Source organism: uncultured Roseobacter sp. (genome assembly GCF_947501835.1).
Taxonomy (GTDB): Bacteria; Pseudomonadota; Alphaproteobacteria; order Rhodobacterales; family Rhodobacteraceae; genus Roseobacter.
Genome location: NZ_CANMXR010000013.1, coordinates 62,377 through 84,531, shown reverse-complemented (window position 1 = coordinate 84,531; position 22,155 = coordinate 62,377). Strand labels below are relative to the sequence as shown.

The 22,155-nt window shown below is 56.2% G+C and carries 23 protein-coding genes; 13 read left to right on the top strand and 10 right to left on the bottom strand.

Features of this window, described 5'->3' with window-relative positions:
• Positions 1–313: 313 nt before the first annotated feature.
• Positions 314–529, top strand: coding sequence for a hypothetical protein (locus tag Q1A20_RS21865; protein ID WP_299409960.1), 216 nt, complete (start codon positions 314–316; stop codon positions 527–529).
• Positions 530–782: 253 nt separating this feature from the next.
• Here the strand turns inward: Q1A20_RS21865 and Q1A20_RS21860 are convergent, their stop codons facing one another.
• Positions 783–1,376 carry a TetR/AcrR family transcriptional regulator gene (locus Q1A20_RS21860; RefSeq protein ID WP_299409958.1) on the bottom strand — a complete coding sequence of 198 codons (594 nt, stop codon included), beginning with the start codon at positions 1,374–1,376 and terminating at the stop codon, positions 783–785.
• Positions 1,377–1,477: 101 nt separating this feature from the next.
• On the opposite strand from Q1A20_RS21860, the gene Q1A20_RS21855 reads away from it, so the two are divergent.
• Together Q1A20_RS21855 and Q1A20_RS21850 are read left to right on the top strand one after the other, a co-directional pair.
• Positions 1,478–2,044, top strand: a complete 567-nt coding sequence (locus Q1A20_RS21855; RefSeq protein WP_299409957.1) for a carboxymuconolactone decarboxylase family protein — start codon at positions 1,478–1,480, stop codon at positions 2,042–2,044.
• Positions 2,045–2,142: 98 nt separating this feature from the next.
• Positions 2,143–2,613, top strand: a complete 471-nt coding sequence (locus Q1A20_RS21850) for a hypothetical protein (RefSeq protein ID WP_299918717.1) — start codon at positions 2,143–2,145, stop codon at positions 2,611–2,613.
• A gap of 492 nt (positions 2,614–3,105) precedes the next feature.
• On the opposite strand, the gene Q1A20_RS21845 is transcribed toward Q1A20_RS21850, so the two are convergent.
• Complete coding sequence (locus tag Q1A20_RS21845) at positions 3,106–3,441, bottom strand: helix-turn-helix domain-containing protein (RefSeq protein ID WP_299918715.1); 336 nt, start codon at positions 3,439–3,441, stop codon at positions 3,106–3,108.
• Positions 3,442–3,608: 167 nt separating this feature from the next.
• Between Q1A20_RS21845 and Q1A20_RS21840 the strand changes: the two genes are divergently transcribed.
• The 3 genes from Q1A20_RS21840 (at position 3,609) to Q1A20_RS21830 (ending at position 5,544) form a co-directional block, all read left to right on the top strand.
• The gene (locus Q1A20_RS21840) at positions 3,609–4,028 is read left to right on the top strand and encodes a nuclear transport factor 2 family protein (protein ID WP_299409952.1); all 420 of its coding nucleotides are present in this window, start codon (positions 3,609–3,611) and stop codon (positions 4,026–4,028) included.
• Positions 4,029–4,057: 29 nt separating this feature from the next.
• Positions 4,058–4,462, top strand: a complete 405-nt coding sequence (locus Q1A20_RS21835; RefSeq protein WP_299918713.1) for a nuclear transport factor 2 family protein — start codon at positions 4,058–4,060, stop codon at positions 4,460–4,462.
• Positions 4,463–4,563: 101 nt separating this feature from the next.
• Positions 4,564–5,544 (top strand): NADPH:quinone reductase, encoded by a 981-nt coding sequence (locus Q1A20_RS21830; RefSeq protein ID WP_299918711.1) that lies wholly within the window; start codon positions 4,564–4,566, stop codon positions 5,542–5,544.
• Between the two features lie 224 nt (positions 5,545–5,768).
• Here the strand turns inward: Q1A20_RS21830 and Q1A20_RS21825 are convergent, their stop codons facing one another.
• The 6 genes from Q1A20_RS21825 to Q1A20_RS21800 form a co-directional block, all read right to left on the bottom strand.
• The gene (locus Q1A20_RS21825) at positions 5,769–7,412 is read right to left on the bottom strand and encodes a GMC family oxidoreductase (protein WP_299918709.1); all 1,644 of its coding nucleotides are present in this window, start codon (positions 7,410–7,412) and stop codon (positions 5,769–5,771) included.
• 89 nt (positions 7,413–7,501) lie between these two features.
• On the bottom strand, positions 7,502–8,911 hold the full coding sequence (locus Q1A20_RS21820) for an aldehyde dehydrogenase family protein (protein WP_299918707.1): 1,410 nt from the start codon (positions 8,909–8,911) through the stop codon (positions 7,502–7,504).
• Between the two features lie 138 nt (positions 8,912–9,049).
• Positions 9,050–9,991 (bottom strand): helix-turn-helix domain-containing protein, encoded by a 942-nt coding sequence (locus Q1A20_RS21815; protein ID WP_299918705.1) that lies wholly within the window; start codon positions 9,989–9,991, stop codon positions 9,050–9,052.
• 575 nt (positions 9,992–10,566) lie between these two features.
• Complete coding sequence (locus tag Q1A20_RS21810) at positions 10,567–11,391, bottom strand: 3-keto-5-aminohexanoate cleavage protein (RefSeq protein ID WP_299409943.1); 825 nt, start codon at positions 11,389–11,391, stop codon at positions 10,567–10,569.
• A gap of 3 nt (positions 11,392–11,394) precedes the next feature.
• Complete coding sequence (locus Q1A20_RS21805) at positions 11,395–12,246, bottom strand: alpha/beta hydrolase (RefSeq protein WP_299409942.1); 852 nt, start codon at positions 12,244–12,246, stop codon at positions 11,395–11,397.
• Positions 12,236–12,613 (bottom strand): hypothetical protein, encoded by a 378-nt coding sequence (locus Q1A20_RS21800; protein WP_299409941.1) that lies wholly within the window; start codon positions 12,611–12,613, stop codon positions 12,236–12,238. Before Q1A20_RS21800 ends, Q1A20_RS21805 begins: the two co-directional genes overlap by 11 nt.
• 262 nt (positions 12,614–12,875) lie before the next feature.
• On the opposite strand from Q1A20_RS21800, the gene Q1A20_RS21795 reads away from it, so the two are divergent.
• Together Q1A20_RS21795 and Q1A20_RS21790 are read left to right on the top strand one after the other, a co-directional pair.
• Positions 12,876–13,745, top strand: a complete 870-nt coding sequence (locus Q1A20_RS21795; protein ID WP_299409939.1) for a dioxygenase — start codon at positions 12,876–12,878, stop codon at positions 13,743–13,745.
• 93 nt (positions 13,746–13,838) lie between these two features.
• Positions 13,839–14,732: a LysR family transcriptional regulator gene (locus tag Q1A20_RS21790; protein WP_299409938.1), complete on the top strand. Its 894-nt coding sequence runs from the start codon at positions 13,839–13,841 to the stop codon at positions 14,730–14,732.
• Between the two features lie 2 nt (positions 14,733–14,734).
• On the opposite strand, the gene Q1A20_RS21785 is transcribed toward Q1A20_RS21790, so the two are convergent.
• A complete protein-coding gene (locus Q1A20_RS21785) occupies positions 14,735–15,883 on the bottom strand; it encodes a muconate cycloisomerase family protein (protein ID WP_299409936.1) in 1,149 nt (382 codons plus the stop codon).
• A 260-nt stretch (positions 15,884–16,143) separates the two neighbouring features.
• Between Q1A20_RS21785 and Q1A20_RS21780 the strand changes: the two genes are divergently transcribed.
• Genes Q1A20_RS21780 through Q1A20_RS21770 form a run of 3 tightly spaced genes read left to right on the top strand, consistent with a single transcriptional unit; the run spans position 16,144 to position 19,073 of the window.
• Positions 16,144–17,169: a TRAP transporter substrate-binding protein gene (locus Q1A20_RS21780; protein ID WP_299409935.1), complete on the top strand. Its 1,026-nt coding sequence runs from the start codon at positions 16,144–16,146 to the stop codon at positions 17,167–17,169.
• 54 nt (positions 17,170–17,223) lie between these two features.
• Complete coding sequence (locus Q1A20_RS21775) at positions 17,224–17,742, top strand: TRAP transporter small permease subunit (protein ID WP_299409933.1); 519 nt, start codon at positions 17,224–17,226, stop codon at positions 17,740–17,742.
• A gap of 2 nt (positions 17,743–17,744) precedes the next feature.
• A complete protein-coding gene (locus Q1A20_RS21770) occupies positions 17,745–19,073 on the top strand; it encodes a TRAP transporter large permease subunit (protein ID WP_299918699.1) in 1,329 nt (442 codons plus the stop codon).
• Positions 19,074–19,109: 36 nt separating this feature from the next.
• Here the strand turns inward: Q1A20_RS21770 and Q1A20_RS21765 are convergent, their stop codons facing one another.
• The gene (locus Q1A20_RS21765; RefSeq protein ID WP_299918697.1) at positions 19,110–19,673 is read right to left on the bottom strand and encodes a nuclear transport factor 2 family protein; all 564 of its coding nucleotides are present in this window, start codon (positions 19,671–19,673) and stop codon (positions 19,110–19,112) included.
• A 189-nt stretch (positions 19,674–19,862) separates the two neighbouring features.
• Here Q1A20_RS21765 and Q1A20_RS21760 point away from each other — a divergent pair, with 189 nt between their 5' ends.
• Positions 19,863–21,017 (top strand): amidase, encoded by a 1,155-nt coding sequence (locus Q1A20_RS21760; RefSeq protein WP_299918695.1) that lies wholly within the window; start codon positions 19,863–19,865, stop codon positions 21,015–21,017.
• The gene (locus tag Q1A20_RS21755) at positions 21,014–22,153 is read left to right on the top strand and encodes an acyl-CoA dehydrogenase family protein (RefSeq protein ID WP_299918693.1); all 1,140 of its coding nucleotides are present in this window, start codon (positions 21,014–21,016) and stop codon (positions 22,151–22,153) included. The genes Q1A20_RS21760 and Q1A20_RS21755 overlap by 4 nt, the downstream gene beginning before the upstream one ends.
• Positions 22,154–22,155 lie beyond the last annotated feature (2 nt).

The following is a 22,155-nucleotide window of genomic DNA, read 5'->3' as shown; positions in this document are numbered from 1 at the left end:
ATCTGGTCGGTCGTCCAGTCCGGCCCCATATCAGCCGGTACGCCGAATTTCCGCCAAACCAAATGATGGTCGAGCGGCTGGAGCGGATCGTCGCCGGTGACCTGACCCTTACAGATTATGATCTGCGGTGTTACACGCACGAAATACGAGAATTGGAGCGCTGTAGAGCCTTGGGCGTCCCTGATGGTGTAGACCCAAGCTAAGAACTCTGGAACAATGCCCAAACCGCCACACTTGAGGACTTTGGGCTTTCCGACGCTGACATTAATGACAACCCAGTTCTCTACTACACAGACACGTGGGAGCATTTTGAATGATCGAGATACGTGAGGAGATTAGCCGACGTCTGGTGGACTTAATCAGTCGGAAGGAGCCGGTTGGCTGGTATGTAATCGAGCACAGTTTTACCTTGCAACGATCGAATTTTCCGGATGGCACAAACGTCATGACTTACTTGGACGAGCTTGAGGCGAAGGGCGAGATCGAAAAGGACGGCGACGGTAATTACTTGCGAGCGAAACGTGCCTAAACTCCTCTTCTGCTCTGGACCGAAGGTACTCGCGCACTGCGCGCCTTCATCAAAACGTGCCAAAACTCAACCGTTTCTGTCACCGGCGGAAAGGACCGTTTTCGCCGCCTTGATCTAGTTGCTGCCATTCGTTCATCACGCCGCGAAAGCTATCGAAGAGCCCATACTTTCACATGCTGCGCGATGCACGGACGACCGATTTCAAGAATTGCCTCAAAGAGTACCAAAGCCAGTTTTGCCAAGAGTTCGCGGGTTATTGCAGAGGTATCGCTTGGCCAAGCCTTGCAATGCTTGCGGCTATTTCGTCAGCGATGCCGATGGCATTGATCGTGCTTCGTTCGGCGGATGCGCGTAACCCGAGGAGATCGGATTGATACTTTTGTGCCAGCAAGTGAGGGTCGTAGGATGGGTCTATATCTCCGTCCGACTGCGCCTGTGCGAAAAGGTCGGCAAAAGACTTTTCCATCTCTGACAAATATGCATCGGCTTTTTGCGCGAGCGGATGTCTATGGCCTTGTAGTTCGAGGAATGTCTTTGACAGCATGCAGGCCTTGGACGGAGCATCGACGGACTCAATGACCCGCTTCGGAAAACTCTCCAGCGCCTTCAGCGCCCCAACCTCTGATGCCAACGCTGCCAGACGGGCAGTCCCGTCCCGCAGATATCTTTCGAGCGCCAGTGCAAAAAGTCCCTCCTTGGAGCCGAACGCGGCATAGAAGCTACCAGGTTTCATCTGCAATTCGCTCTCGAGATCCTTCAAAGAGGTCCCCGCCCAACCCTGCCGCCAAAACAGGTCACGGGCGCGGTCGATCAGATCGTCTCGGTCATATGTCGGTCTGCGGGGCATGAGGTCACATATTTTTGAGCAGTCACTCAATTATATACTTGAGTGACTGCTCAAAAAACCCTAAATCTGCATCAAAGCACACATATGAAGGAGACCACGCCATGACTTTCCCGTCCCATGATCTGGAAACAGCGCCGGAAGGCTCAAAAGCCCTGCTTGAGAATTCTCAGAAGGCCTTTGGCCGGTTGCCGGGCCTTCACAAGGTGCTGGCTGAAAGCCCGCAGGCCTTTGAAGGGTATCAGCTTTTGCACAAGCTGTTTACGGAGACGGACTTCGATGCCGAGGAGCTGACCGTGGTCTGGCAGACCATCAATGTGGAGCATGAATGCCATTATTGTGTGCCGGCCCACACAGGCATCGCCAAGATGATGAAAGTATCGGATGAGATCACCGATGCGCTGCGCAATGAGACGCCGCTGCCGACCGGAAAACTGGAAGCGCTGCGCACGTTCACGCTGCAGGTCGTGCGTACGCGCGGGAATGTATCCAAGGCGCAGATAGATGCGTTTTTTGCTGCGGGATATGGCCACCGCGCCGTGCTCGACGTGGTGCTCGGCCTCGCGCAGAAGACCATGTCGAACTACATCAACCACATGGCTGAAACGCCCGTCGACGAAGTGTTCCACTCGCTTCTTTGGGAACGTCGCGGAGCACCGCTGGAAGTCTAATCGCTATCGGGAAAGGCTATCTGAGGCTGAGGTAAGTCTAGTGGCCTTTCCCACAGAATAGCACCTTCGATCCCATCTCAAACAGAAGCGAGCGATTCATGCGAAGCAGTGCCTTTCGATCAATTTTTCCAGTCATCCTGTTCGCGGGATTGTTGGCTGAAGGTCTTTTCGAGCTATACGCGTGGCTGATTTCGCCGATCATTTTTGGTGAGACGCTGGAGCCAGCAAATCTTGTGATGGGGCTGTTCCAGAGGTTTCTGTCGGTCGAGCTGTCATATGTCCAAGGCTTTAGTGTGCACGCCTTCATAGGGGCTGTCGTATTTCCGGTGGCGGTATACATCATTGCACGCGTACTTAACCAACGGTTTGTGCTCGCCGGTGTCGTGACCGGCGTCGCACTTTGGTTCATGGCCCAAGGTATCCTCGCGCCGCTTATGGGACGCAATTTCATGATGGGGTTCGGCGCTTACACGCAGTCCTCCTTTGTAGGGCATGTTGGGATGACCCTGATCGTCGGGTTCATATTCGCGCGCGTTTGGCTCCGTGATGCGGCCCTTCAAAAACTCTAAGCGAAGCAACAGAAACAGTCTTGCAACAACGCAAGCGAAGGGTTGCGTGTTTGCGCATGGGTGTCCTGGCGGCGAACATGTATTCAAGAGACGTATCTTCTCAAGCATTTGCGATGCAAATGTTTGTGAACTCACTCCATGTGAAGGTCCTGACAGTCTTAGCAATTCGGTGAAGAGTTTTAGATTTCCGGGAGAGCTTTCAATGGTCGTGAAGCACATAGTATTGGACATCGCGACTGACGCAGTCGCCGAGGTCCAACGGTTCTACTCAAGCTTGTTCGGCCTCGAGCCTATCATGGATGTGGAACGTTATGGACCTTTGACTCAATTGGCAGCCAAAACGCAAGAAACAGGCCTTTCGCATCATTCAATTTTGACCCAAACGTCAAGCATGTCTGACCCTGACCAGCCATCCAGCACCTACGTCTCACACGCAAAACAAACCTACTGTTTTTGGCAGGGTGTGAACGACTGGTTTGCCAGGCACACGAGCTATCTTTTCTGTCGGTTGGTGCCCCAGCGGCTCATTGCGGCCAAGATCGGATAAAGGGTCTCGCCATCGGTTGTAAGCGAGTATTCGACACGGACAGGCACTTCAGGAAAGACATCACGGTTCACGAGCCGATCTCCTTCCAACTCCCGCAAAGACCTCGTCAACATCCGATCCGAGGCGCGAGGCACCAGCTTTTTCAGCTCAGAGTAGCGTTTTGCGCCCATCATGAGATGGAAGAGAAGAACCGGTTTCCACTTCCCCCCGATCATCGCAACTGCGACTTCAACGGGGCATTCTTCAACGGTCAGATCCAAATCGAATGGCATCGTCATCATTCTCGATCCTTTAAATCACTAACACATATGTAAGTAGCGCACATTCTTGCATGTAGAAGGCCGTTATATGCGTTGCTACCTAGTTTTCTGACACATCTAAATGAGTCGCTCAACCGGCGGGACTCGGACACTTCCGATCTCGCATCACATCGAAAAAAGGAAACTGCATGCTCGACAACGCTGAGATCGATAAGGTTCGCGCCAACTTGGACACATGGCTTGCGGCGTTTAATGCCAAAGACCTCGACAGAATGTTCACTCTCTACGACGCAGAAAGCATCTATGCAAATGCAGGCGCTTCCCTGATGCGCGGTGTAGACCAGATCAAGCCCTGGTATGAGCATGCCTTCCAAGCCATTGCGGGGACGCTTCATCACAAGGAAGAAGCAGCGTTTATCGAGGGAAATATGGCGCTGCTTTTGGGGGCGTATTACTTCGAGCCGCCAGCCGGTGTGACCCCGCCTGAGGATGCACATCTGACCGGGCGTGTGTTGCTGGCCTATCGCCGCAACGACGCAGGGGAGTGGAAGTTGCTCTTCGACATCGACAATACCCCACCGGACGTTACCCCCGCCACGTTCGCATAATCAATCCGGCAATTTTGAGGACAAGAATCATGAGCACTATCACGAAACGTAAAATCGCCGAGCGCCCGCATCAGATCGTTGAGCGCGTCGCAGAATTCATCAAGGACGGAGACATGGACGGTGTCGTTTCCATGTTCCATCCGGATTGCCGCGTCGCGATGGATCCGGACGGTGCACCGATGGAAGGTCATGCGGGCGTGCGCGAAATCTTTAAGGATTTCGTTGCCAACCGTGTCAACTTGAAGGGCGCCGTGTCGGGGGAGATGGTCAATGGCGACACGGCCATCCTGCAAGGCGAATGGACGATCGAAGACCGGGATGGCAATACGCTTGGCGGCGGCGTGTCCACCGAGGTTGTGAAGCAACTTGAAAACGGCGGCTGGACCTACTTCATCGACTGCCCGATCAGCGTGCCAAAGCCGGCCCGCACCTAACCAACACCGAGTTGGTTCGAAATATGGCGCGGGCAAGTGCGGAAAAGCGCTTGCTCGGACCGGTCCATCGTGCCGCATGAGAACGTAAGAAAGGAAGACAAATGAAAGCTGCGATTTATCATCAAACAGGTCCGGCAGCGGAGGTTCTAAAAATCATTGAATGGAACAAGCCTGCACCAGCCGCTGGTCAAGTGCTGGTCAAAATGCACGCGTCTGGGGTCAACCCAACGGACACCAAGACCCGTGCCGGGATTTTCCCGATTCAGGGCGAGTGGACCCACGTTATGCCACATCATGATGGCGCAGGCGTGATCGAAGCCGTAGGGTCGGGTGTGTCGGAGCTACGCGTGGGCGAGCGTGTTTGGCTGCACTCGGTGCAATGGGGCGGCGCAGATGGCACAGCGGCCGAATATGTGGTCGCACCGGCCGAAAACGCGATTGTTCTGCCTGACGACATTTCATTTGAAGCTGGCGCCACCTTCGGGGTGCCGCTGCTGACCGCATATCATGCTGTGACGATGGACGGCCCGGTCGCCGGGAAGACCCTGCTGGTGCAAGGCGGCGCGGGCGCAGTCGGTAATTATGCGATCCAGATCGCTAAGCAAAAAGGGGCGACCGTGATTGCTACTGTCAGTTCGCCCGATAAAGCCAAGGCTGCCTTGGAAGCAGGTGCGGATCACGTGATCAACTACAAGGAGGGCGACGTGATCGAGCGGGTCCGTGAGGTCACAGATGACACCGGCGTTGATCACATCATCGAAGTCAATCTAGGTGCAAATGCGACCCTTCTACCCGGCTTGATCAAGAATGGTGGATTTGTGGCCGTCTATGGATCGGATGCCTTTACGGGTGAATTTCCGATGGTCGCTTCGGTCATCCAACAGTTGAGGATCGGCTTCTTCATTGTCTTCATGTTGCCGCGTGAGAGGCTGGATATGGCGACAGCCGATCTGTCACGCATGCTGGATGCTGGTCAAATCAAAGCGCCTATACACGCACACTTTCCACTGGAGCAAATTGCACAAGCGCATGATGCCGTTGACGATAAGTCCACCATTGGAAATGTCGTAGTGAGGCTGTGATATCTGGTTCTTGACGCTACGATCAAAGCTGTCTGATGTTCGACACACCTCGTGTGGAACGTCGGGCACCTTTGACTTGATGCACCCTATTCGAATTTGATCAGCGCGCCAGGTCACTCGATACTGACCCAAACATCAAGCATTTTGGTGGTGCATATGTTCGTCGCCGCCCATGAGAAAGGCGCAGAGCGCGAACCGGGTAGTCGCGCTCTGCCTGTCGTGGATCAACCTGAAAGGATCATGTCCGAAGCTTTTTCGGCTATCATGATCGTGGGCGCATTGGTGTTGCCCGTTGTCACCGTTGGCATGATCGACGCATCGACAACGCGTAGTCCTTCCACTCCGTGAACCCTCAACTCATGGTCAACCACCGCCATTTCGTCGTGCCCCATCTTACAGGTGCCGACCTGATGGTGATACGAGAGAAGATTGGTTTTCGCGTAATCGGCTAGCTCCTCATCTGTCTGAACATCGGGGCCAGGATAGATTTCACGCGCGGTAATCTCAGCAAGCTTTGGCTGCGCCGCGATCTTGCGATTGATCTTCATGCTTTCGACAAGAATTTCTACGTCATAGTCGGTCTCAAGCAGGTTCGGATCGATGAACAGCGGGTCATCGACGCTCGGCCCGGTGATGCGCAACTCGCCCCGGCTTGTCGGGTTCACACCCGCAGCGTTCAGCGTATAGGCATTCGGCGTCACCTGCTCCATCGCCGGTGTGTAGGTCGGCACGTGGAAGAACAGCGGCTGGATGTCGGGTGCCAGAAGATCCGGATGTGATCGAATGAACGCCTGACCATGCAAGGGCTGCAGCGACGGGTCAGAGGGCGGCTCAAGCGCAACCGATCCCTCATAGATCATTGGAACAAGCGTGTGATCATGGAGGTTCTTACCCACACCCGGCAGGTCAACACGCACGTCGATCCCATGCTCTGCCAGCTGTGCGGCCTCTCCGATCCCCGAAAGCATGAGGATCTTGGGCGACTCCAGGGTGCCGCCGGACAGAATGACCTCCTTATTTGAAGACACGGTCACTTCGGCACCGTCCTGAATATAGGTGACGCCGGTCGCCGTCGTACCGTCCACCACAACGTTCTTGACCCGAGCATTCGTGATCAGGGTCAGGTTCGCGCGCTCCAATGCCGGTCGCAGGAAGGCAACAGCGGTCGAATGGCGCTTGCCGTCCTTGGTGTTGAGCTGCGTGTAGCCGGAGCCTTCGCTGTCGGCGCCATTGTTATCCTCGTTGAAAGGAATACCGGCCTCTGCGCAGGCTTCGACGATGCGCTTCGTCGTGGGGTGCGGTTCATATTTCGTAGTGACGTGCAACAACCCCCCGGACCCGTGATATTCGTTTTCTCCGCGATCAAAGTCTTCGGACTTCTTGAAGTACGGCAGGACACTGTCGTAATCCCAACCCGGATTTCCGTGATAAGCCCATCGGTCATAGTCAGACGCGTGGCCGCGCACGTAGATCATTCCGTTCAAAGAACTAGAACCACCCAGTGTTTTGCCGCGCGGCCAATAGACCTGATTGCCGTTGGCATGCTTCTGAGGCTCGGTCACATAACCCCAATCAAACTCTGATTGCCACAATTCAATGAGGCGCAGGGGCGTCGAGATGGCTTCGGAATTGTCCGGACCGCCCGCTTCAATCAGCAAAACCGACGCGCCATCGGCGGAAAGCCGGTTCGCCAGAACACATCCGGCCGAGCCAGCACCACATATAATGTAGTCATAGCTAGCGTCCTGGGCGTGCGCTGGATTGACGGATGCTCCGAAAAGGCCACCGCCGAGCGTGAGGACACCCGAAGCAACTGCAGTGTTTCTCAAAAACTGTCGGCGTGTCGGCTTGGATTTCTTGTCAGTCATTTTTGTCTCCCTCTCATCGCCTGGAGACTCGGACCCTGCGATGAAACTCATTTGGGACCCGCCGAACAAGCGGGCCTGTCTAGTTTTTGCTAACTGAAGATCACCTGGATATCGGTGTATTCCTGAAGCCCCTCCTCGCCGAATCCGACGCCAAGGCCTGACTTCTTCACACCACCAAACGGCACGTTGGGCTGGATCATGCCATGGCTATTGATCCAAACAGACCCGCACTCCATGCGGCTGGCGATCTCCTTGGCCTTTTCGATATCGTTTGACCAGACCGAACCGCCCAAACCGTTCTCAGAGGCGTTGGCCTGTGCGATAGCATCTTCGATGTTAGTGTACTTAATGATCGGCAGAGCTGGCCCGAACTGTTCTTCGGCCACCAGCGGATCATCGTTCGATAACCCGACAATGATCGTGGCGGGGAAGAAGAGGCCATCGCCGGGCTCACCCCCCAACAGCACCTCACCCTTCGTTTTGGCACCATCAACCAGACGCTTTACCTTGTCGAACTGCATCTGGTTAGCGATTGGTCCCATGATCGAACCTTCGTCCATGCCGTCACCCATGGGGATATTCTTGGTGTAGTTCACCAAGGCTGCGCAGACATCATCATAGACATCCTCGTGAACATAGAGCCGCTTCATGGCTGCGCAGGTCTGGCCCATGTTGATGAAGCCGCCCCAGAAAAGACCTTCGGCAATCGCTTCCGCGTCGACATCGGGCAAAACGATACCGGCGTCGTTGCCGCCCATTTCAAGCGTCAGCCTCTTCATGGTCTCGGCCGAGGACATCATGACCTTCTGGCCAGTGGCGCAAGACCCGGTGAAGACGATTTTGCGAATGTCGGGATGCGCAGACATCGCGCTGCCGATGTTTTCGAGCGTGTCGTCGGATGTGACCACATTGATCACACCGGCCGGCAGCACTTCATTCATCAACTCCACCATGCGCAGGGTAGAAAGTGGCGTGAAGGGCGATGGTTTGATGACGACAGTGTTGCCGGTGCGGATCGCGGGCATCACATGCCACGTCGCAATCAGAACAGGCCAGTTCCAGGGCGTTATCGATCCGACAACACCAAGAGGCTTGCGGTACATCTCGACCTTGCCTTCGTTGTTGTCCTGCAAGACCTTCATCGGGAGCGAGATCGACGCGGCGTATTCGGTCCAGGCGCCAACGCCGCCCATCTCGAACCGCGACCCGACACCGTTGAGCGGCTTGCCCTGTTCCTGCGTGATGAGTTTGGCAAGCTCATCGGCATGATCCTCCAGCTTAGCTGCGACAACCTGCAACGCAGCGGCGCGATCGTCCTCGGAGGTTTTTGACCAGGTTTGAAAGGCCCTTTCGGCGGACGCGACGGCGCTATCCAAATCGGCTTTTGTTGCATTCGGTGCAAGACCGACAACATCGCCCGTTGACGGGTTGGTAACCTCGAAGGTCTTTGCGGTCGCATAGGGCTGACCGCCGATTGTCATAGAATGAAGTTTCGACACGTTGCGTTTCCTCCTGCATGAGAACATGAGCACAGCTCTCAATTCGTTCGGGAGAAGCCTACGAATGTTTGGAGGGGTGGTCCTTGCATCTGGCGTCACAAAACATTGCAGGAGACGTCTCGACGCGATGGTCTGTGCCTAGTGCACATTATCTTGCATGGCGTCCAACGCGGCCTTGGGCGAACTGCTATAGCGCGCCTTGAAGCTGCGGTAGAAGGTGGAGAGATCATTGAAGCCGCTGTCATAGGCAATTGCTGCGACCGTTGCTGGTCGGCCCATTCTTGTGCGTGCACAAATCGCCTCATAGGCGTGTTCGGTACGGATCATTTGCAATCGGCTGTGGGGTGTTTCATCAATGAGACGGAAGGCCCGTTGCAGGCGTCGCAACGAGACCCCTGCCAAATCTGCGAGGGCCGCGGACGTAAATTCAGGGTTCCGAAAGTTTTCGCTCATTAACGCAAGGCTGCGACGTACCAGTTCCCGATCAGGATTAAGGCTGCGTTGCCCTTGAGCACGATCGGTCAGATATGCGCCCAAAACGCCGAAAAACGCCTCACGTACATGGCTTTCAGCAATCGTATCCTCCATAACCAATTTGGCGAGGATAGACCGCATCGCTAAGCCCAAAGGATCGTCCCTGCCGATGCCAATACCGCCCGCAATGCGACGGCCAAACCGGTGGTTCATCTCAGCGCGCGGCAGATGGACCGAAACTTGGGCGCTATACCCGTCATTGAATGCGAATGCTGACGGCTCGGTGGAATCGACAATACACATGTCGCCGGGTGTGAGCCAATTCTCTGTATCGTTTTGGAGAATTCCCGCTTTGCCCTTATATTGCAGGATCAGGAAAAAGTGATCGCCGGGGTCCTGCACAATGTGGCGCGCGCTACGCTGAACGCGGTCTGCGTCAATCCCCACACGCGCGATATCCAGGTCACCACTCTTACAAACGGACAAATGACCCGCGAGGCGCGACGAATATGCGCGAGAGACAACCTCGAACTCACCGCATATTCCACGTAGATCATGCGAAAAGGCGTCTAACTCATAATACTGCGGCTGCGGGACAAGTTCCATGAAAGCGGATCCTATGTATTTTCGTGACTATTTCTACATTCAGTACGGACGGGCATGGTGACATGCCGTTCCGTTGAGGTTTTGGCTCCGAGGTTTTGGCTGAACATACCAACAGCGAAGTCGCTTTCAGGGAAAGCCGCAGAAAGTTTGCAGGATGGCAAGCGATGCAGCAGCCGATCCCGATTCTATCAACCATTCTTCTTTTCACGCTTTTTCAGGAGCATCTCGGACAGGCTGCCCCCGCGTCCCGGTTCGGAGAAGGGACAGACCTGCACGCAGATGCCACATCCTCGCGTTTTGGCGAAATAGGGGGATGTATATGTCAAAATCGACGTACCCTTTGCGCTCCCCACGCACCATCTGCTTCTTATCCGAAATCGCGTCGGACGCGTCCCCCGACGACCGACCACATCCACAGCATCTTGGAGATGTAGATGAGCAACTTGATGTCCCGGAACAATCAGCGATGAAAACCCGTCTCCGTGACATAGTAAAGTTCTTGGAACGTCTTCTCCTGGTCACTTTTGGAACGGGCTCGATTCATATCACGCACCTCCATCTCTTGAGATTGCCATTTACAGGCCCAGCATCGCCCGCGCCTCTTCCGGCGTCGCAACCGGACGATTGTTCTTCTCGCACAGGTCTACCACGAGCTGAACCAGCGCCGCGTTCGACGGCGCGAGTGTGGTCTTGTCGAGGCGCACATTGTCCTCGAGTCCGGTGCGCGCGTGGCCGCCGCTAGAAACCGCCCATTCGTTCACCTCGTACTGGTGTCGACCAATCCCTGCGGCGCACCAAGGCGCATCCTCGCCGAACAGGCGGCGAACGGTCTTGATATAGAAATCAAACACCTCCCGGTCGACCGGCATGGCGTTTTTCACGCCCATGACGAACTGGATGTAGGGCGTTCCCAAAAGCGCACCCCGTTCTGCCATGGCCTTGGCTTGGAAGATATGGCTCAGGTCAAAGGCCTCGATCTCCGGTTTGACGTCATACGTTCGCATTTCCGAGGCGAGCCAATCCACCAGATCTGGTGGGTTCTCATAAACCCGTGTTGGAAAATTGTTTGAACTAACCGAGAGCGAAGCCATGTCGGGACGCAAAGGCAGCATTCCGCCGCGATCAGTCCCCGCGCCGGAGCGTCCGCCGGTGGAAAATTGCACAATCATGCCGGGGCAATGCTTCCTGATGCCTTCCAGAAGCTGGCTGAATTTCTCGGGGTCGGAGCTGGGCGACTCATTCTTATTTCGCACATGGGCATGGACGATACTCGCCCCGGCTTCGAACGCCTCGTGGGTGCTCTCGACTTGTTCGAGAATCGATATCGGCACTGCAGGGTTGTCGGATTTACGGGGCAGAGAGCCGGTGATGGCAACACAGATGATGCAGGGCTTGATCATGGGTTAGGTGGCCTCGGTCTTCGGCATTTTCTCCAATGCTGCGACGAAGAACGGTCGGAAGCCCTCAGGATGTTCGCTCATCGGGAAATGGCCCACCTCTTCCATTACGGCCAGTGTCGCGCCGTCGATCGCGCTGGCCGTCCGCTTGGCATCCTCCGGCGTGCAGGTCAGGTCGTAGGCACCGACAATGATATGCACCGGTGTCTTGGTCGTGTCGATCTGGCACAGCCGCCGGATCAGGCTGTCGTCTTTGGTGTAGAAGCTTAGATCCCCCCGGAACACACCCGGACCGCTTTGCATGAACATCCACAACGTGTTCCAACGCTCGGAACTGGGCGCGTAGGGCGAGATATTGGCCGAGACCAGCGCCGCGCCCATTTCACCGCCATGGGCGTCGGGGCGGTGGAACCAGTCAATGTCATACCACGCCGGTTGAAAGTCCGAGGCCTCGATGGCAACAAACCCGCTGAACCGATCAGCATGAAGCGCTGCGAGTTGCAAAGCAATGCGTCCGCCCATGGAGCACCCGGCCAGGACCGGACGATCCAGCTTCAGCGCCTCGATCACGGCCAGAACCGTCTCAATATAAGCATCCGTCGTCAGCAGGTATTCCTGGGTTTCAAACCCCTCTGGCGGTAGCGATTTGCCGTGCCAGGGCATGTCGAAGGCAACAAGGTGGTTCACCTTGGTGATCTCTGCATCATTCAGAAGATGGCGCCACTGACGGGTGTCCGCCCCAGCGGTGTGTAGGCACAGAACGGGACGGCCCTCACCGGCCTCTTCAAAGTAGATGCGTTGCTCAATGCCGCCAATTGCAACTGTCACATAACGGCCAATAATCGGTTCAATGCTCATACGGCTTCGCGCATGGCAGGGCCAGCACCTCTTTGAAAAACCTTAGATTTTTGACCAAGCTCAGGATATCGCCATCAATCCGTCCGCGCCCGATCTTGACCAGACCAAAGATGTCGTGAAAGCCAGGTTCGGGGATGGGCTGCCAGAACTTTTCCAAGGCCTCCGCATCCGTTCTAAGCGCAAAGCGCCATGGGGTCTTGCGGCTGGGGCCTTCTGTGACGGACACGATGCGTCCTTTCTCGAACACCAGGTAGTATTCGTCGCCATCCACTTCGATCAGGACGGTTTCGGAGAACAGACGACCGAGACGGGTGATATGTGGCTTCTGATCAAGACCCCGCTGGAGCTGTGTGAAAATCTGAATCATTGCGGACCCTGCGGTTAGAACTTGGCTAGGGATGTCACACTCTTTCGCAATGGCGCGATGCTTATGAGGGTATCGCCCAATACTTGGTACGGGCACACGCTTTGAAGAAGCGGTCAAATTCTCGACCTGATGTCCACCTTAGCCACATTGGCCTCGCGAGGTATCATTCCATATCAGCGCGGGTATTGGGAAAGCGCCACGTTTGAGGATGATGAAATCATATACAAGACATTCCATGACCCTAGGCCAAGAGGAGAGATCCATGGGCATCGTAAACGAGGACAACATCACTGACGTGGTCACCGAGAGCCTCGGCAAACACGGCGACATCACTGATCGTCAGCGCGAAATCATGACATCGCTTATCAAGCACATGCATGGCTTCATCAAAGATGTGAAGTTGCAGCACAGCGAATTTCTAGAAGCGTGCAGCTATCTGGAACGCGCCGGCAAGCTTTGCAACGAAAACCGCCAGGAATTCATCCTGCTGGCCGATATCATCGGCGCCGAAGTGCTCGTCGATATGATGACCAACCCGGTCGAAGGCAATGCAAGCGAATCCACCGTGCTTGGCCCCTTCTACCGAGAAAACCCACCCGTTCTGCCCAAAGGTGCCTCCACAATCCAGAAGCATTACGACAACGAAGAAACCGCCTATTACGAGGGCTATATCCGGGATGAAGACGGCAATGGTATCGCCGGTGTGACAATGGATGTCTGGGAAGACGCGCCCAATGGCATCTACGAAAACCTCGACCCCGATCAGCCGGAATACAACCTGCGTGGCCGGTTTGAGACTGATGAAAACGGGCATTATGCCTTCGTTGCCGTGCGCCCCGTGCCATACCCGATCCCCGAAGATGAAACCGCTGGCGAGCTGTTGCACTTTATGGGCCATCACCCAAACCGTCCCGGCCACATGCATTTTATCATCTCCAAAGATGGCTTTCGCCCGCTGATCAGCCAGATCTACGATGCAGACAGCGATTGGCTGGAAAATGACAGCGTCTTTGCTGTCAAAGAAAGTCTGATTGGCAAGTTCAAGCCCGCGCCGGAAGGCTTGGGTACGGACCTGCACCTCGAATATGATTTCGTGCTGCAAGCTGATGAGCGCGCAATCGCAGCCGAGTGACTCATTCTATTCCTCCCCAAACTGGCCTCCGGGACCCTTCCGGAGGCCTTTTTTTGTCTTCTGAACTGACATACCAAAGGCTAGGGGTATGAAATGCTGAGCATCAAACAACTTACCTATTTTCTTGCTGTTGCAGAGGAATTGCATTTTGGCCGTGCCGCAGAGCGGCTGGACATTGCGCAGCCGCCACTGAGCCGACAGATCAAACAGCTCGAAACGGATATTGGGGCGATATTGTTCAATCGGGGGCGCAGTGCGATTACCCTAACCCAGGCAGGCGAGCGGTTGTTGGAGCGCAGCAAATCCATCCTGACCCAGCTGGAAGACACCCACTTAGAGGTGCGCCGTCTCGGTCAAGGGGCTGAAGGTCGGTTGCGGATTGGCTTCGTCGGTTCTGCCACCTACGGGATTTTGCCGAATATCATCAAATCCTATCGCGCCAATTACCCTCAGGTAAACCTGAGCCTGATCCCGATGAATAATGCCGGGTTGCACCGGGCCTTGGTTTCGCGCGAGCTGGATATCGCTTTTGCGCGACCCGCTCTGAAAGACAGCGAATTCGTGACCCGCCCGCTTATAGAAGAGCCCCTGATCGCGGCGGTTCCGGACACTCACCCGCTAGACTCCGGCAAGAAACTGGACCTGTCATCGCTTGGCGAGCCAAACCTTATCCTTTATCCGGAGTTTCCCCGACCAAGCTATGCGGATGTAGTGCTCGACTTCTGCGAGCAACAGGGCATTAATACGTCGCGCCGGGTCTGGACGATGGACTTGCAAACCGCGTTGAGCCTCGTGGCGATTGGCGAGGGTATTTGTATCGTACCCAAATCCGTTGGCACCTCGCAGCGTAACGGGCTGCGCTATCATCAGATCGAGCCCGTGCTTGGCCACACCTCCCTATCAGTCAACTACCGACTGGATGAACAGGGCCTTCATATCCAGAATTTCATTCGGATTGCTCAATCCGTGTCACGCAAGATGCCGTGATATCAGGCCCTGTTCACTGCACGGGTGAATTTGGACCCGTCACGGCGGAATTTCTCGATCTTGTCGGGATCTAACGCCACACCAAAGCCGGGGCCGGATGGGACTTTGACTTGGTAATCCTCGTAGATCAGCGGCTCAGCTAGAATGTCTTCGACCAGCAAGAGCGGTCCGAACAGTTCAGTGCCCCAGCTAAGCTTGTCCACGGTTGAGAACAGCTGAAGCGCAGCGGCCGTACTCAGCCCGGTCTCAAGCATGGTGCCGGCATAAAGCCCCAGTCCCGCCGCCTCTCCAATCGCGATGACCTCTGATGCGCGTTTCAGTCCGCCTGATTGCGCCACCTTGACGGCAAGCACATCCGCCGAACGAGCCGCAACAACCCGCAGCGCATCTTCGGGACCGTTGAGAACCTCGTCGGCCATCACGGCAATCTCGTACCCGGCGGTCAATTCCGCCATGTCTCGAACGTAGCGCGCCTCGACCGGCTGCTCGACAAGCTCGCAGCCCGCGTCCTGAAGACCTTTCAGCCCCCATCGGGCCTCCTGAAGGTTCCACGCCTGGTTGATATCGACACGTATGCTCACGTCGTCGCCGACAGCATTCTTGATTCGTGCGACATGGGCAACGTCGTCGCGTACCGAGCGTTTACCGATCTTCAGCTTGAAAATGTTGTGACGACCGGTCTCGATCATCTCATGAGCTTCGGCAATATCAGTGTCCGAATTGCCTGATGCCAACGTCCAAGCTGCGGGAAGACTGCTGCGCACAACGCCGCCGAACAACTGCGAAACCGGCACGCCCAGCCGTTTGCCCAGGCCGTCCCAAAGCGCGCCTTCGACGGCGGATTTGGCGATGAAATTGCCTTTTACCGTTCTTGCAATAAGCTGGATGGCCTCGTTCACGCGATCGCCGTCGCGCCCCTCCAAAGCAGGTGCGATATAAGTCTCAATGACCGATGCGATGCTTTCGGGGCTTTCGGGGCAATAAGAAATGCCACCGATTGTTGTCCCTTCACCCAAACCCTCGGAACCGTCGGAAAAGAGCACACGTACCAGAACAGCCGTTTGCATCCGCATGGTTGCCATCGATAAGACATGCCCACGGATCGTCGGGATATCGAGGACGACAACCTCAACTTTATCAATTTTTGACACGCAAACGCTCCTAAAATCCAAGAGTGTGTTTCCTCGACCATGCAGCGACCCATGCAACCTGTCGATGACGATCGGGGTCTTGGCTAATACTCTCTTTTAAAACGCACGGACCCGGTTTGGATCTCGCCCGTGTTTCAAAGTATCACGCAATACCCCACGCCCCATTGAAGAGGGACAGGTCAATCGCGTTTCGTAGGCAGATCAAACTTGGCCTGGCGCTCATCTGATCAGGCACTTTTTGACTCATATGGGGATCGAAAATGCTAAATCATCTGAAATCTACATGCACCGCTACTGCTGCGGTTCTGCTGTTTTCCCTCGCCACCAGTGCTGCCTATGCACAAGACAAACTTGATATTCAGAGCGCATGGCCGCTGAACCTTCCAGCCAGCGGTGCCAACGCTGAATATCTGGGGGAAAGTCTTAACGCGGCGTCCGGTGGCGAACTTGATGTGACTGTGTATAGCGCGGGCAAGCTTGTACCCTCTTTGCAGATTTTCGATGCGGTACAGCAGGGGTCTCTGGACGCCGGGATCACATCGCCGCTTTATGTGGCCGGTCGTTTTCCAGCGGTGCAGTTGTTTGGTGGCATTCCCTTCGGATTGGATCCCGTCGAACATGCGGCCTGGATCTATGAGGGCGGCGGGCGTGAAATCTGGGAAGATATCTATGCCAAGCAAGGTGTCAAAACCATTCCCTGTGGTTTGATGACCTCTGAAGCAGGCGGCTGGTACAATTTCGAGATAAACACTGTTGAGGATTTGCAGGGCAAGAAACTGCGCTTTGCCGGTCTGGCAGGCGAAGCGATTGCCAAGGCCGGGGCTTCGGTCGTGTTGCTGCCAGCGGGCGACATCTACCCATCCCTGGAAAAGGGGATCATTGACGGGACCGAGTTTTCGATGCCCGCCATCGACACCCTTCTGGGCATGCAGCAAGTTGGGAAATACTACTATCCGAACGGCTGGCACCAGCCGGCAGCGATGAACGAGTTGATCGTCAACATGGCCAAATGGGACAGCTTGACCGAAGAAAGCAAAGCGTTGATTGAGGCTAGCTGCCGTGCAGTGAACTTGACATCTATCATGTCCACCGTGTCGATGAATGCGGAAGCGCTGAGCGCATTTGAAGCGGAAGGCGTAGAGTTCCGCAGTTTCTCCCCCGAAGTCCTTGCCTCGCTCAAAGCCGCCTTCGACGAGGTCATCGCGGAACAAACATCTGCGGATGAGGATTTCAAACGGGTCTGGGATTCGCTCGAGGCCTTCCGTTCGGCTAGTTCGGCCAACTGAGGGATCAGCGTCCGCCCGGATCAGTACCGCCGCTGCGGCACGTATGTATCTATCATGGAAATCATCGAAACAATCATAAACCGCGTCGTTCGCGCCGTAGGCACGATCGGCGCGCTTTTCCTGCCTTTGCTTGTGCTCACGATTCTGGTCAATGTAACGCTGCGCTATGCGTTCAACATCGGTTCGATCGAGTTAGAAGAGCTGCAATGGCACCTGAACGCGATTGTCGTCATGTCGTGCCTGGCCTGGGCCTATCAAAAGGACCGCCACGTCCGCGTTGACATCTTTCACAACCGCATGTCGCCACGGTCGCGCGCCCTGGTCGAGCTCTTCGGCGTCCTGTTCCTATTACTGCCGTTTCTTTGGATGGTCGGGCGCAGCGCCTGGAACATTTTTGGCTATAGCTGGGCATTGAAAGAGGGTTCCCCGATGCCATCGGGATTGCCTGCGCGTTACATCATCAAATTCGTCATGGCAGCCGGGCTGACCCTGCTGGGCCTTCAAGCGCTTGCGATCCTGCTGACCTCGATCCGCACCGTGATGCGGCCCGCCGCCCGCGTGCAGAAAGATTAGTCATGGACGCTCTTTTCGTATTCCTACTGGCCAGCGCTTTCATAGCGGTGATGTTCACCGGTTTTCCCGTCGCTTTCGTCTTAGGCGGTGTTGCCGTGGCCTTTGCCGCGCTCGGCACGCTACTGGAGAGTTTCGCGGTGGTCGATGCGGATATGGCCTCGCTCCGGATGGTCAATTTTGTGGCCAACCGGATTTTTGATACCTTGTCCTCCTATTCGCTGATCCCGATGTCGATGTTCATTTTCATGGGATTGATGCTAGAGAAATCCGGGGCGGCCGAACGACTTTTGACGCAAATGCACAAGGTGCTGCGCCCGGTACCCGGCGGAATGGCTGTTGCGGTTGTGGTGATTGGAGTGGTGCTTGCTGCCTCCACCGGGATCATCGGGGCCTCCGTTGTTTTGCTGGCCACCATTGCTATGCCTGCCATGCGCGCCGCCGGCTACAATGACAGGATTGGGCTGGGCGTGGTGGGTGCCACCGGATGTCTGGGCATTCTGATTCCGCCGTCGATCATGCTGATTGTCATGGGCGACCAGTTGCAAATCCCTGTCGGCGATCTGTTTCGCGGGGCCATTATTCCAGGGTTCCTGCTGGCGCTGGCCTATGTGGTCTATGTGGTGATCTATGCGCTGTGGAACTCTGATGCGGCCCCGGCCCTTGAAAGGGCTGAAAAACAACCCGTGGGACAGCTCATTAAAGAGTTGACGACGACCATGATCGGTCCGCTCATGTTGATCGTCGCCGTGTTGGGTTCGATCGTTTTTGGTATCGCAACGCCAACCGAGGCGTCAGGAATTGGCGCGGCGGGTGCGACGCTGATTGCGTTGTCGTCAAAACAACTCACATGGGCGACCTTCCGCGAAGTTTGCGATGAGACCGCCCTGACCACCGCGTTCCTGTTTGGTCTGATCTTCGGCGCGTCCTGTTTTTCGGTGGTGCTGCGCGGATATGGCGGGGACGAGCTGATCGAAGGCGCGCTTTTTGCGCTGCCACTGTCTGCCGATGGGACATTGATTTTTATATTGTTCATCGTTTTCATGATGGGGTTTTTCCTTGATTGGATGGAAATCACCCTCATCATCGCACCTCTAGTTTTTCCTGTTCTTTTGTCGCTGGGGCATGAACCTGCATGGGCAGCGATCCTTATGGCCATTTGCCTACAAACATCGTTCCTGACGCCGCCGGTTGGGATGGCGCTGTTCTACCTCAGCAACTCTGTGTCAAATGTTGAGATAGGAACGATTTATCGCGCGGTGTTCCCCTTTATCGCGATCCAAGCGGGTGTTCTGTTGTTGGCGTTCTTCCTGCCAAAGATGGTCATTTGGTGACATTCGGAGTAGCGCCTGCGGCCACCCGATAATCCGTCAGGTCTTCATCAAAACCGATGTGCTGGGGTAATCTGAGGCCCAGGTCGCAGGCAGGGGCGCGATGAACACGTTTTCGGTGCGATTTTGTGTAAAGCGCCAGATGCCGTCCTCGCATTTGCGGAACTTGTTGAACAGACGGGATGACCGCAGCATCGCCTTACCATCCGAAAACAGCCAGGGTTGCATGTGCACCCAATTGCCTTCGGCGGTCATCGCGTCATCGGCAACGCGAATCTGCTCCGCCGTCAGGTAGTGACAGTTGAGGATCAGTGCCGGGTTGCTCTTTTCGCCCCAGAACCGTTGAAAGTGCGCCTTGATGGCGTCCCAGCCATCGGCTTTGCCAAACTGGCCGTCATAGAATTCGCCCACGCCCTCCCAGACAGCCTCTGGCGCGAAAAGCTCCATGATTCGGTCGATGCGCTCGGCGTCATCAGCGCAGCCAAATTCTGGGTTCGGCGTGTCGCACAGAAACATGTACCGGGCCTGGAGACGTCGCAAATCTGACTCCGCCTCAAGGATGGCCACGCGGTTTTCGAGCGCAGCGATAAGCGCTTTCGTCATGTTCGTTCTCTCTTCAGATGGCTTTGGTGTCATGCACCGCTCCACATTCTATCCAATCGCATAGGTGCCGCGCACCGTATGGCATGATACCTTTATGGTAATATTCACGTGATTATTATTAGTGTAGGTCGGATATACGGTAATATTACTGCAATTGCCGAAACCAGATCAACCAATGGGGGTCAGATCGTGGCACTTCCGGATCACAACGCGATTGTCAAAGCGCTCGACTTTGGCGGGAATGGCGCAACAGTTGCCGTCAAGGATTGCATTGACATCGCTGGCGAAGTGACCGCGTGCGGCTCGGCTGCGCTCAAAGATTCGGCTCCAGCAGCATCGCATGCGGACGTGGTTGAAAACCTGATTTCGACTCAGTGCCACGTAATTGGCAAAGCAAACATGCACGAGCTCGCCTATGGCATGAGCGGCGTCAATGACACTTTTGGCACGCCGATCAATCCCAGATGGCCCGACAGGATTCCAGGTGGCTCTTCTTCCGGCTCTGCTGTTGCTGTGGCCGCTGGTCTGTGTGATTTCGCGCTAGGTACGGATACCGGCGGATCTGTCCGCCAACCTGCCATCTGTTGCGGCATTTTTGGCATCAAGCCCACACACGGTCGCATCAGCCGCAAGGGCTGCCATCCGGTGCAGTCCTCCTTGGATTGCGTCGGGGTCTTTGCCCGCACCGCCAAGACCCTGATCGAGGGCATGGAAGCCATCGACCCCAGCTTTCAACGCCAGCCCATGACCGCCGCGCCGCGCGTGGCGCGGGTGAAATGCGCGCTCGATCAGGATGTGGGCGATCCGCTGATCTATGCAGTGATGGAGGGGCTGGGCGACGCCTCTTACATTGAGCTGCCGTTGATGGAGGCGGCGTTCGAGGCAGGCATGACGCTGATCGGTCATGAGGCTGCACAGGCATATGCCCCCCTGATGGCGCAGCCCGATAAGCTGGGCTCGGATATCCGCAAACGGCTGCGGGCCGCGGAGCAAATCACCTCCAAGGCGGTGCAGCAGGCCGAGAAGATCCGCCTCGATTTTACGGCCCAGATAGATGAGGCGCTGACGCATTTCGACGTGTTGATGACACCCGCCCTGCCCGTCGTGCCACCCACGCTGGCTGAGGCGCGCAATCCCGCCACCCTCCTGCCGCTCACACGGTTTTTGCGTCCGTTCAACCTGAGCGGACACCCAGCCATTGTCCTTCCGATCCCGGTGGGCTGTGAGGGTCTGCCTGCAGGCGTCCAGATCATCGGCCGCAAGGACGAGGATGCCGCGCTTTGCGAGGTCGCCGAATGGCTGAGCTCAACCCTAACTGCATTTGCCAAGGAGGATACCGCATGACTGCTCAAGCCGCGCTGGCCATGGCGCCGGAAACCAAAGATAATGTGCTCGCGCAGATCAAACAGCGCGCGCCCGAGTTCCAGAAATTGCGCCATATCCCCCAGGATGTGGTCGACCAGTTCAAAACGCTGGGCGTCTATCGCGCTTTCGTGCCCAAACGCTTTGGCGGCGACGAAAAAAGCCCCGCTGACTTTTGCCGCCTGATCGAAGACATCGCCACCGCCGATGCCTCGGCTGGCTGGGTGGCCAGCTTCGGTGTTTCGGCCACCTATCTCAGCACGCTGCCGCCGGAAACCTACGCCAAAATCTATGGCAAGAACCCCGACACTGTTTTTGCCGGCGCCATGTTCCCGCCGCAAGCCGCGAAGTCGGTCGATGGCGGCTACGAGGTTTCGGGCCAGTGGCCGTGGGGGTCCGGCGTTGTTGGCGCCGATCTGGCAGGCGCAGGCATCAAGGTCGAAGACCAAAGCACCACTCTGCCGCTAATCGCGGTCATGCCCAAGAGCAAGATCGAGATTGTCGACACATGGAACACGGTTGGCCTCCGCGGCACCGGATCGCACGACATCAAGGCCGACAAGATTGTCGTACCGCGTGAATGGACCTTTATCCGCGGTTCCAAGCCCACCATGGATGACCGCGTCTTCCGCTACCCGTCTATGGCGCTGGCGTCGCAGGTGCTCGCGGTTGTCGCGTTGGGTGCGGCGCGCGCGGCGCTGGAGTTCCTGCACGAGTCCGGCTCGCGCAAATCGGTCACGGGCGCCCCCAAGCCCGGTGCCCGCCCCTATTTGCAGACCGAATACGCCAAGGCCAAGGGTGTCTATCTCGGTGCGCAGGCGCTTTTTTACGACACGCTCGAAGAGGCCTACGAGGAGCTAGAACACAACGACAAAGTCTCGCGCGACACGCACATTCGCCTGCGCCTTGTGGCGTCCAAGGCCGCGCGCGACGGCGCCGAGGCCGCGCGCATGGCCTTTGCGCTTGGCGGCTCGACCGTGATCGAAGAGGGGCACCCGCTGGTGCGCCACATGCTTGATGCGGCCGGCGTCGCACAGCATGCCTTCCTGTCCGAAGGCACATGGACCGCCGCTGGCGCGGCCTTCTTCGACGAACCCACGATGCCCGGTTACCCATAAGG

What these genes read in the sequence shown, in the direction of transcription:
- Q1A20_RS21865 (WP_299409960.1), top strand. Translation starts at nt 314, where the DNA reads ATGATCGAGATACGTGAGGAGATTAGCCGACGTCTGGTGGACTTAATC.
- Q1A20_RS21860 (WP_299409958.1), bottom strand. Translation starts at nt 1,376, where the DNA reads ATGCCCCGCAGACCGACATATGACCGAGACGATCTGATCGACCGCGCC.
- Q1A20_RS21855 (WP_299409957.1), top strand. Translation starts at nt 1,478, where the DNA reads ATGACTTTCCCGTCCCATGATCTGGAAACAGCGCCGGAAGGCTCAAAA.
- Q1A20_RS21850 (WP_299918717.1), top strand. Translation starts at nt 2,143, where the DNA reads ATGCGAAGCAGTGCCTTTCGATCAATTTTTCCAGTCATCCTGTTCGCG.
- Q1A20_RS21845 (WP_299918715.1), bottom strand. Translation starts at nt 3,441, where the DNA reads ATGATGACGATGCCATTCGATTTGGATCTGACCGTTGAAGAATGCCCC.
- Q1A20_RS21840 (WP_299409952.1), top strand. Translation starts at nt 3,609, where the DNA reads ATGCTCGACAACGCTGAGATCGATAAGGTTCGCGCCAACTTGGACACA.
- Q1A20_RS21835 (WP_299918713.1), top strand. Translation starts at nt 4,058, where the DNA reads ATGAGCACTATCACGAAACGTAAAATCGCCGAGCGCCCGCATCAGATC.
- Q1A20_RS21830 (WP_299918711.1), top strand. Translation starts at nt 4,564, where the DNA reads ATGAAAGCTGCGATTTATCATCAAACAGGTCCGGCAGCGGAGGTTCTA.
- Q1A20_RS21825 (WP_299918709.1), bottom strand. Translation starts at nt 7,412, where the DNA reads ATGACTGACAAGAAATCCAAGCCGACACGCCGACAGTTTTTGAGAAAC.
- Q1A20_RS21815 (WP_299918705.1), bottom strand. Translation starts at nt 9,991, where the DNA reads ATGGAACTTGTCCCGCAGCCGCAGTATTATGAGTTAGACGCCTTTTCG.
- Q1A20_RS21810 (WP_299409943.1), bottom strand. Translation starts at nt 11,391, where the DNA reads ATGATCAAGCCCTGCATCATCTGTGTTGCCATCACCGGCTCTCTGCCC.
- Q1A20_RS21805 (WP_299409942.1), bottom strand. Translation starts at nt 12,246, where the DNA reads ATGAGCATTGAACCGATTATTGGCCGTTATGTGACAGTTGCAATTGGC.
- Q1A20_RS21800 (WP_299409941.1), bottom strand. Translation starts at nt 12,613, where the DNA reads ATGATTCAGATTTTCACACAGCTCCAGCGGGGTCTTGATCAGAAGCCA.
- Q1A20_RS21795 (WP_299409939.1), top strand. Translation starts at nt 12,876, where the DNA reads ATGGGCATCGTAAACGAGGACAACATCACTGACGTGGTCACCGAGAGC.
- Q1A20_RS21790 (WP_299409938.1), top strand. Translation starts at nt 13,839, where the DNA reads ATGCTGAGCATCAAACAACTTACCTATTTTCTTGCTGTTGCAGAGGAA.
- Q1A20_RS21780 (WP_299409935.1), top strand. Translation starts at nt 16,144, where the DNA reads ATGCTAAATCATCTGAAATCTACATGCACCGCTACTGCTGCGGTTCTG.
- Q1A20_RS21775 (WP_299409933.1), top strand. Translation starts at nt 17,224, where the DNA reads ATGGAAATCATCGAAACAATCATAAACCGCGTCGTTCGCGCCGTAGGC.
- Q1A20_RS21770 (WP_299918699.1), top strand. Translation starts at nt 17,745, where the DNA reads ATGGACGCTCTTTTCGTATTCCTACTGGCCAGCGCTTTCATAGCGGTG.
- Q1A20_RS21765 (WP_299918697.1), bottom strand. Translation starts at nt 19,673, where the DNA reads ATGACGAAAGCGCTTATCGCTGCGCTCGAAAACCGCGTGGCCATCCTT.
- Q1A20_RS21755 (WP_299918693.1), top strand. Translation starts at nt 21,014, where the DNA reads ATGACTGCTCAAGCCGCGCTGGCCATGGCGCCGGAAACCAAAGATAAT.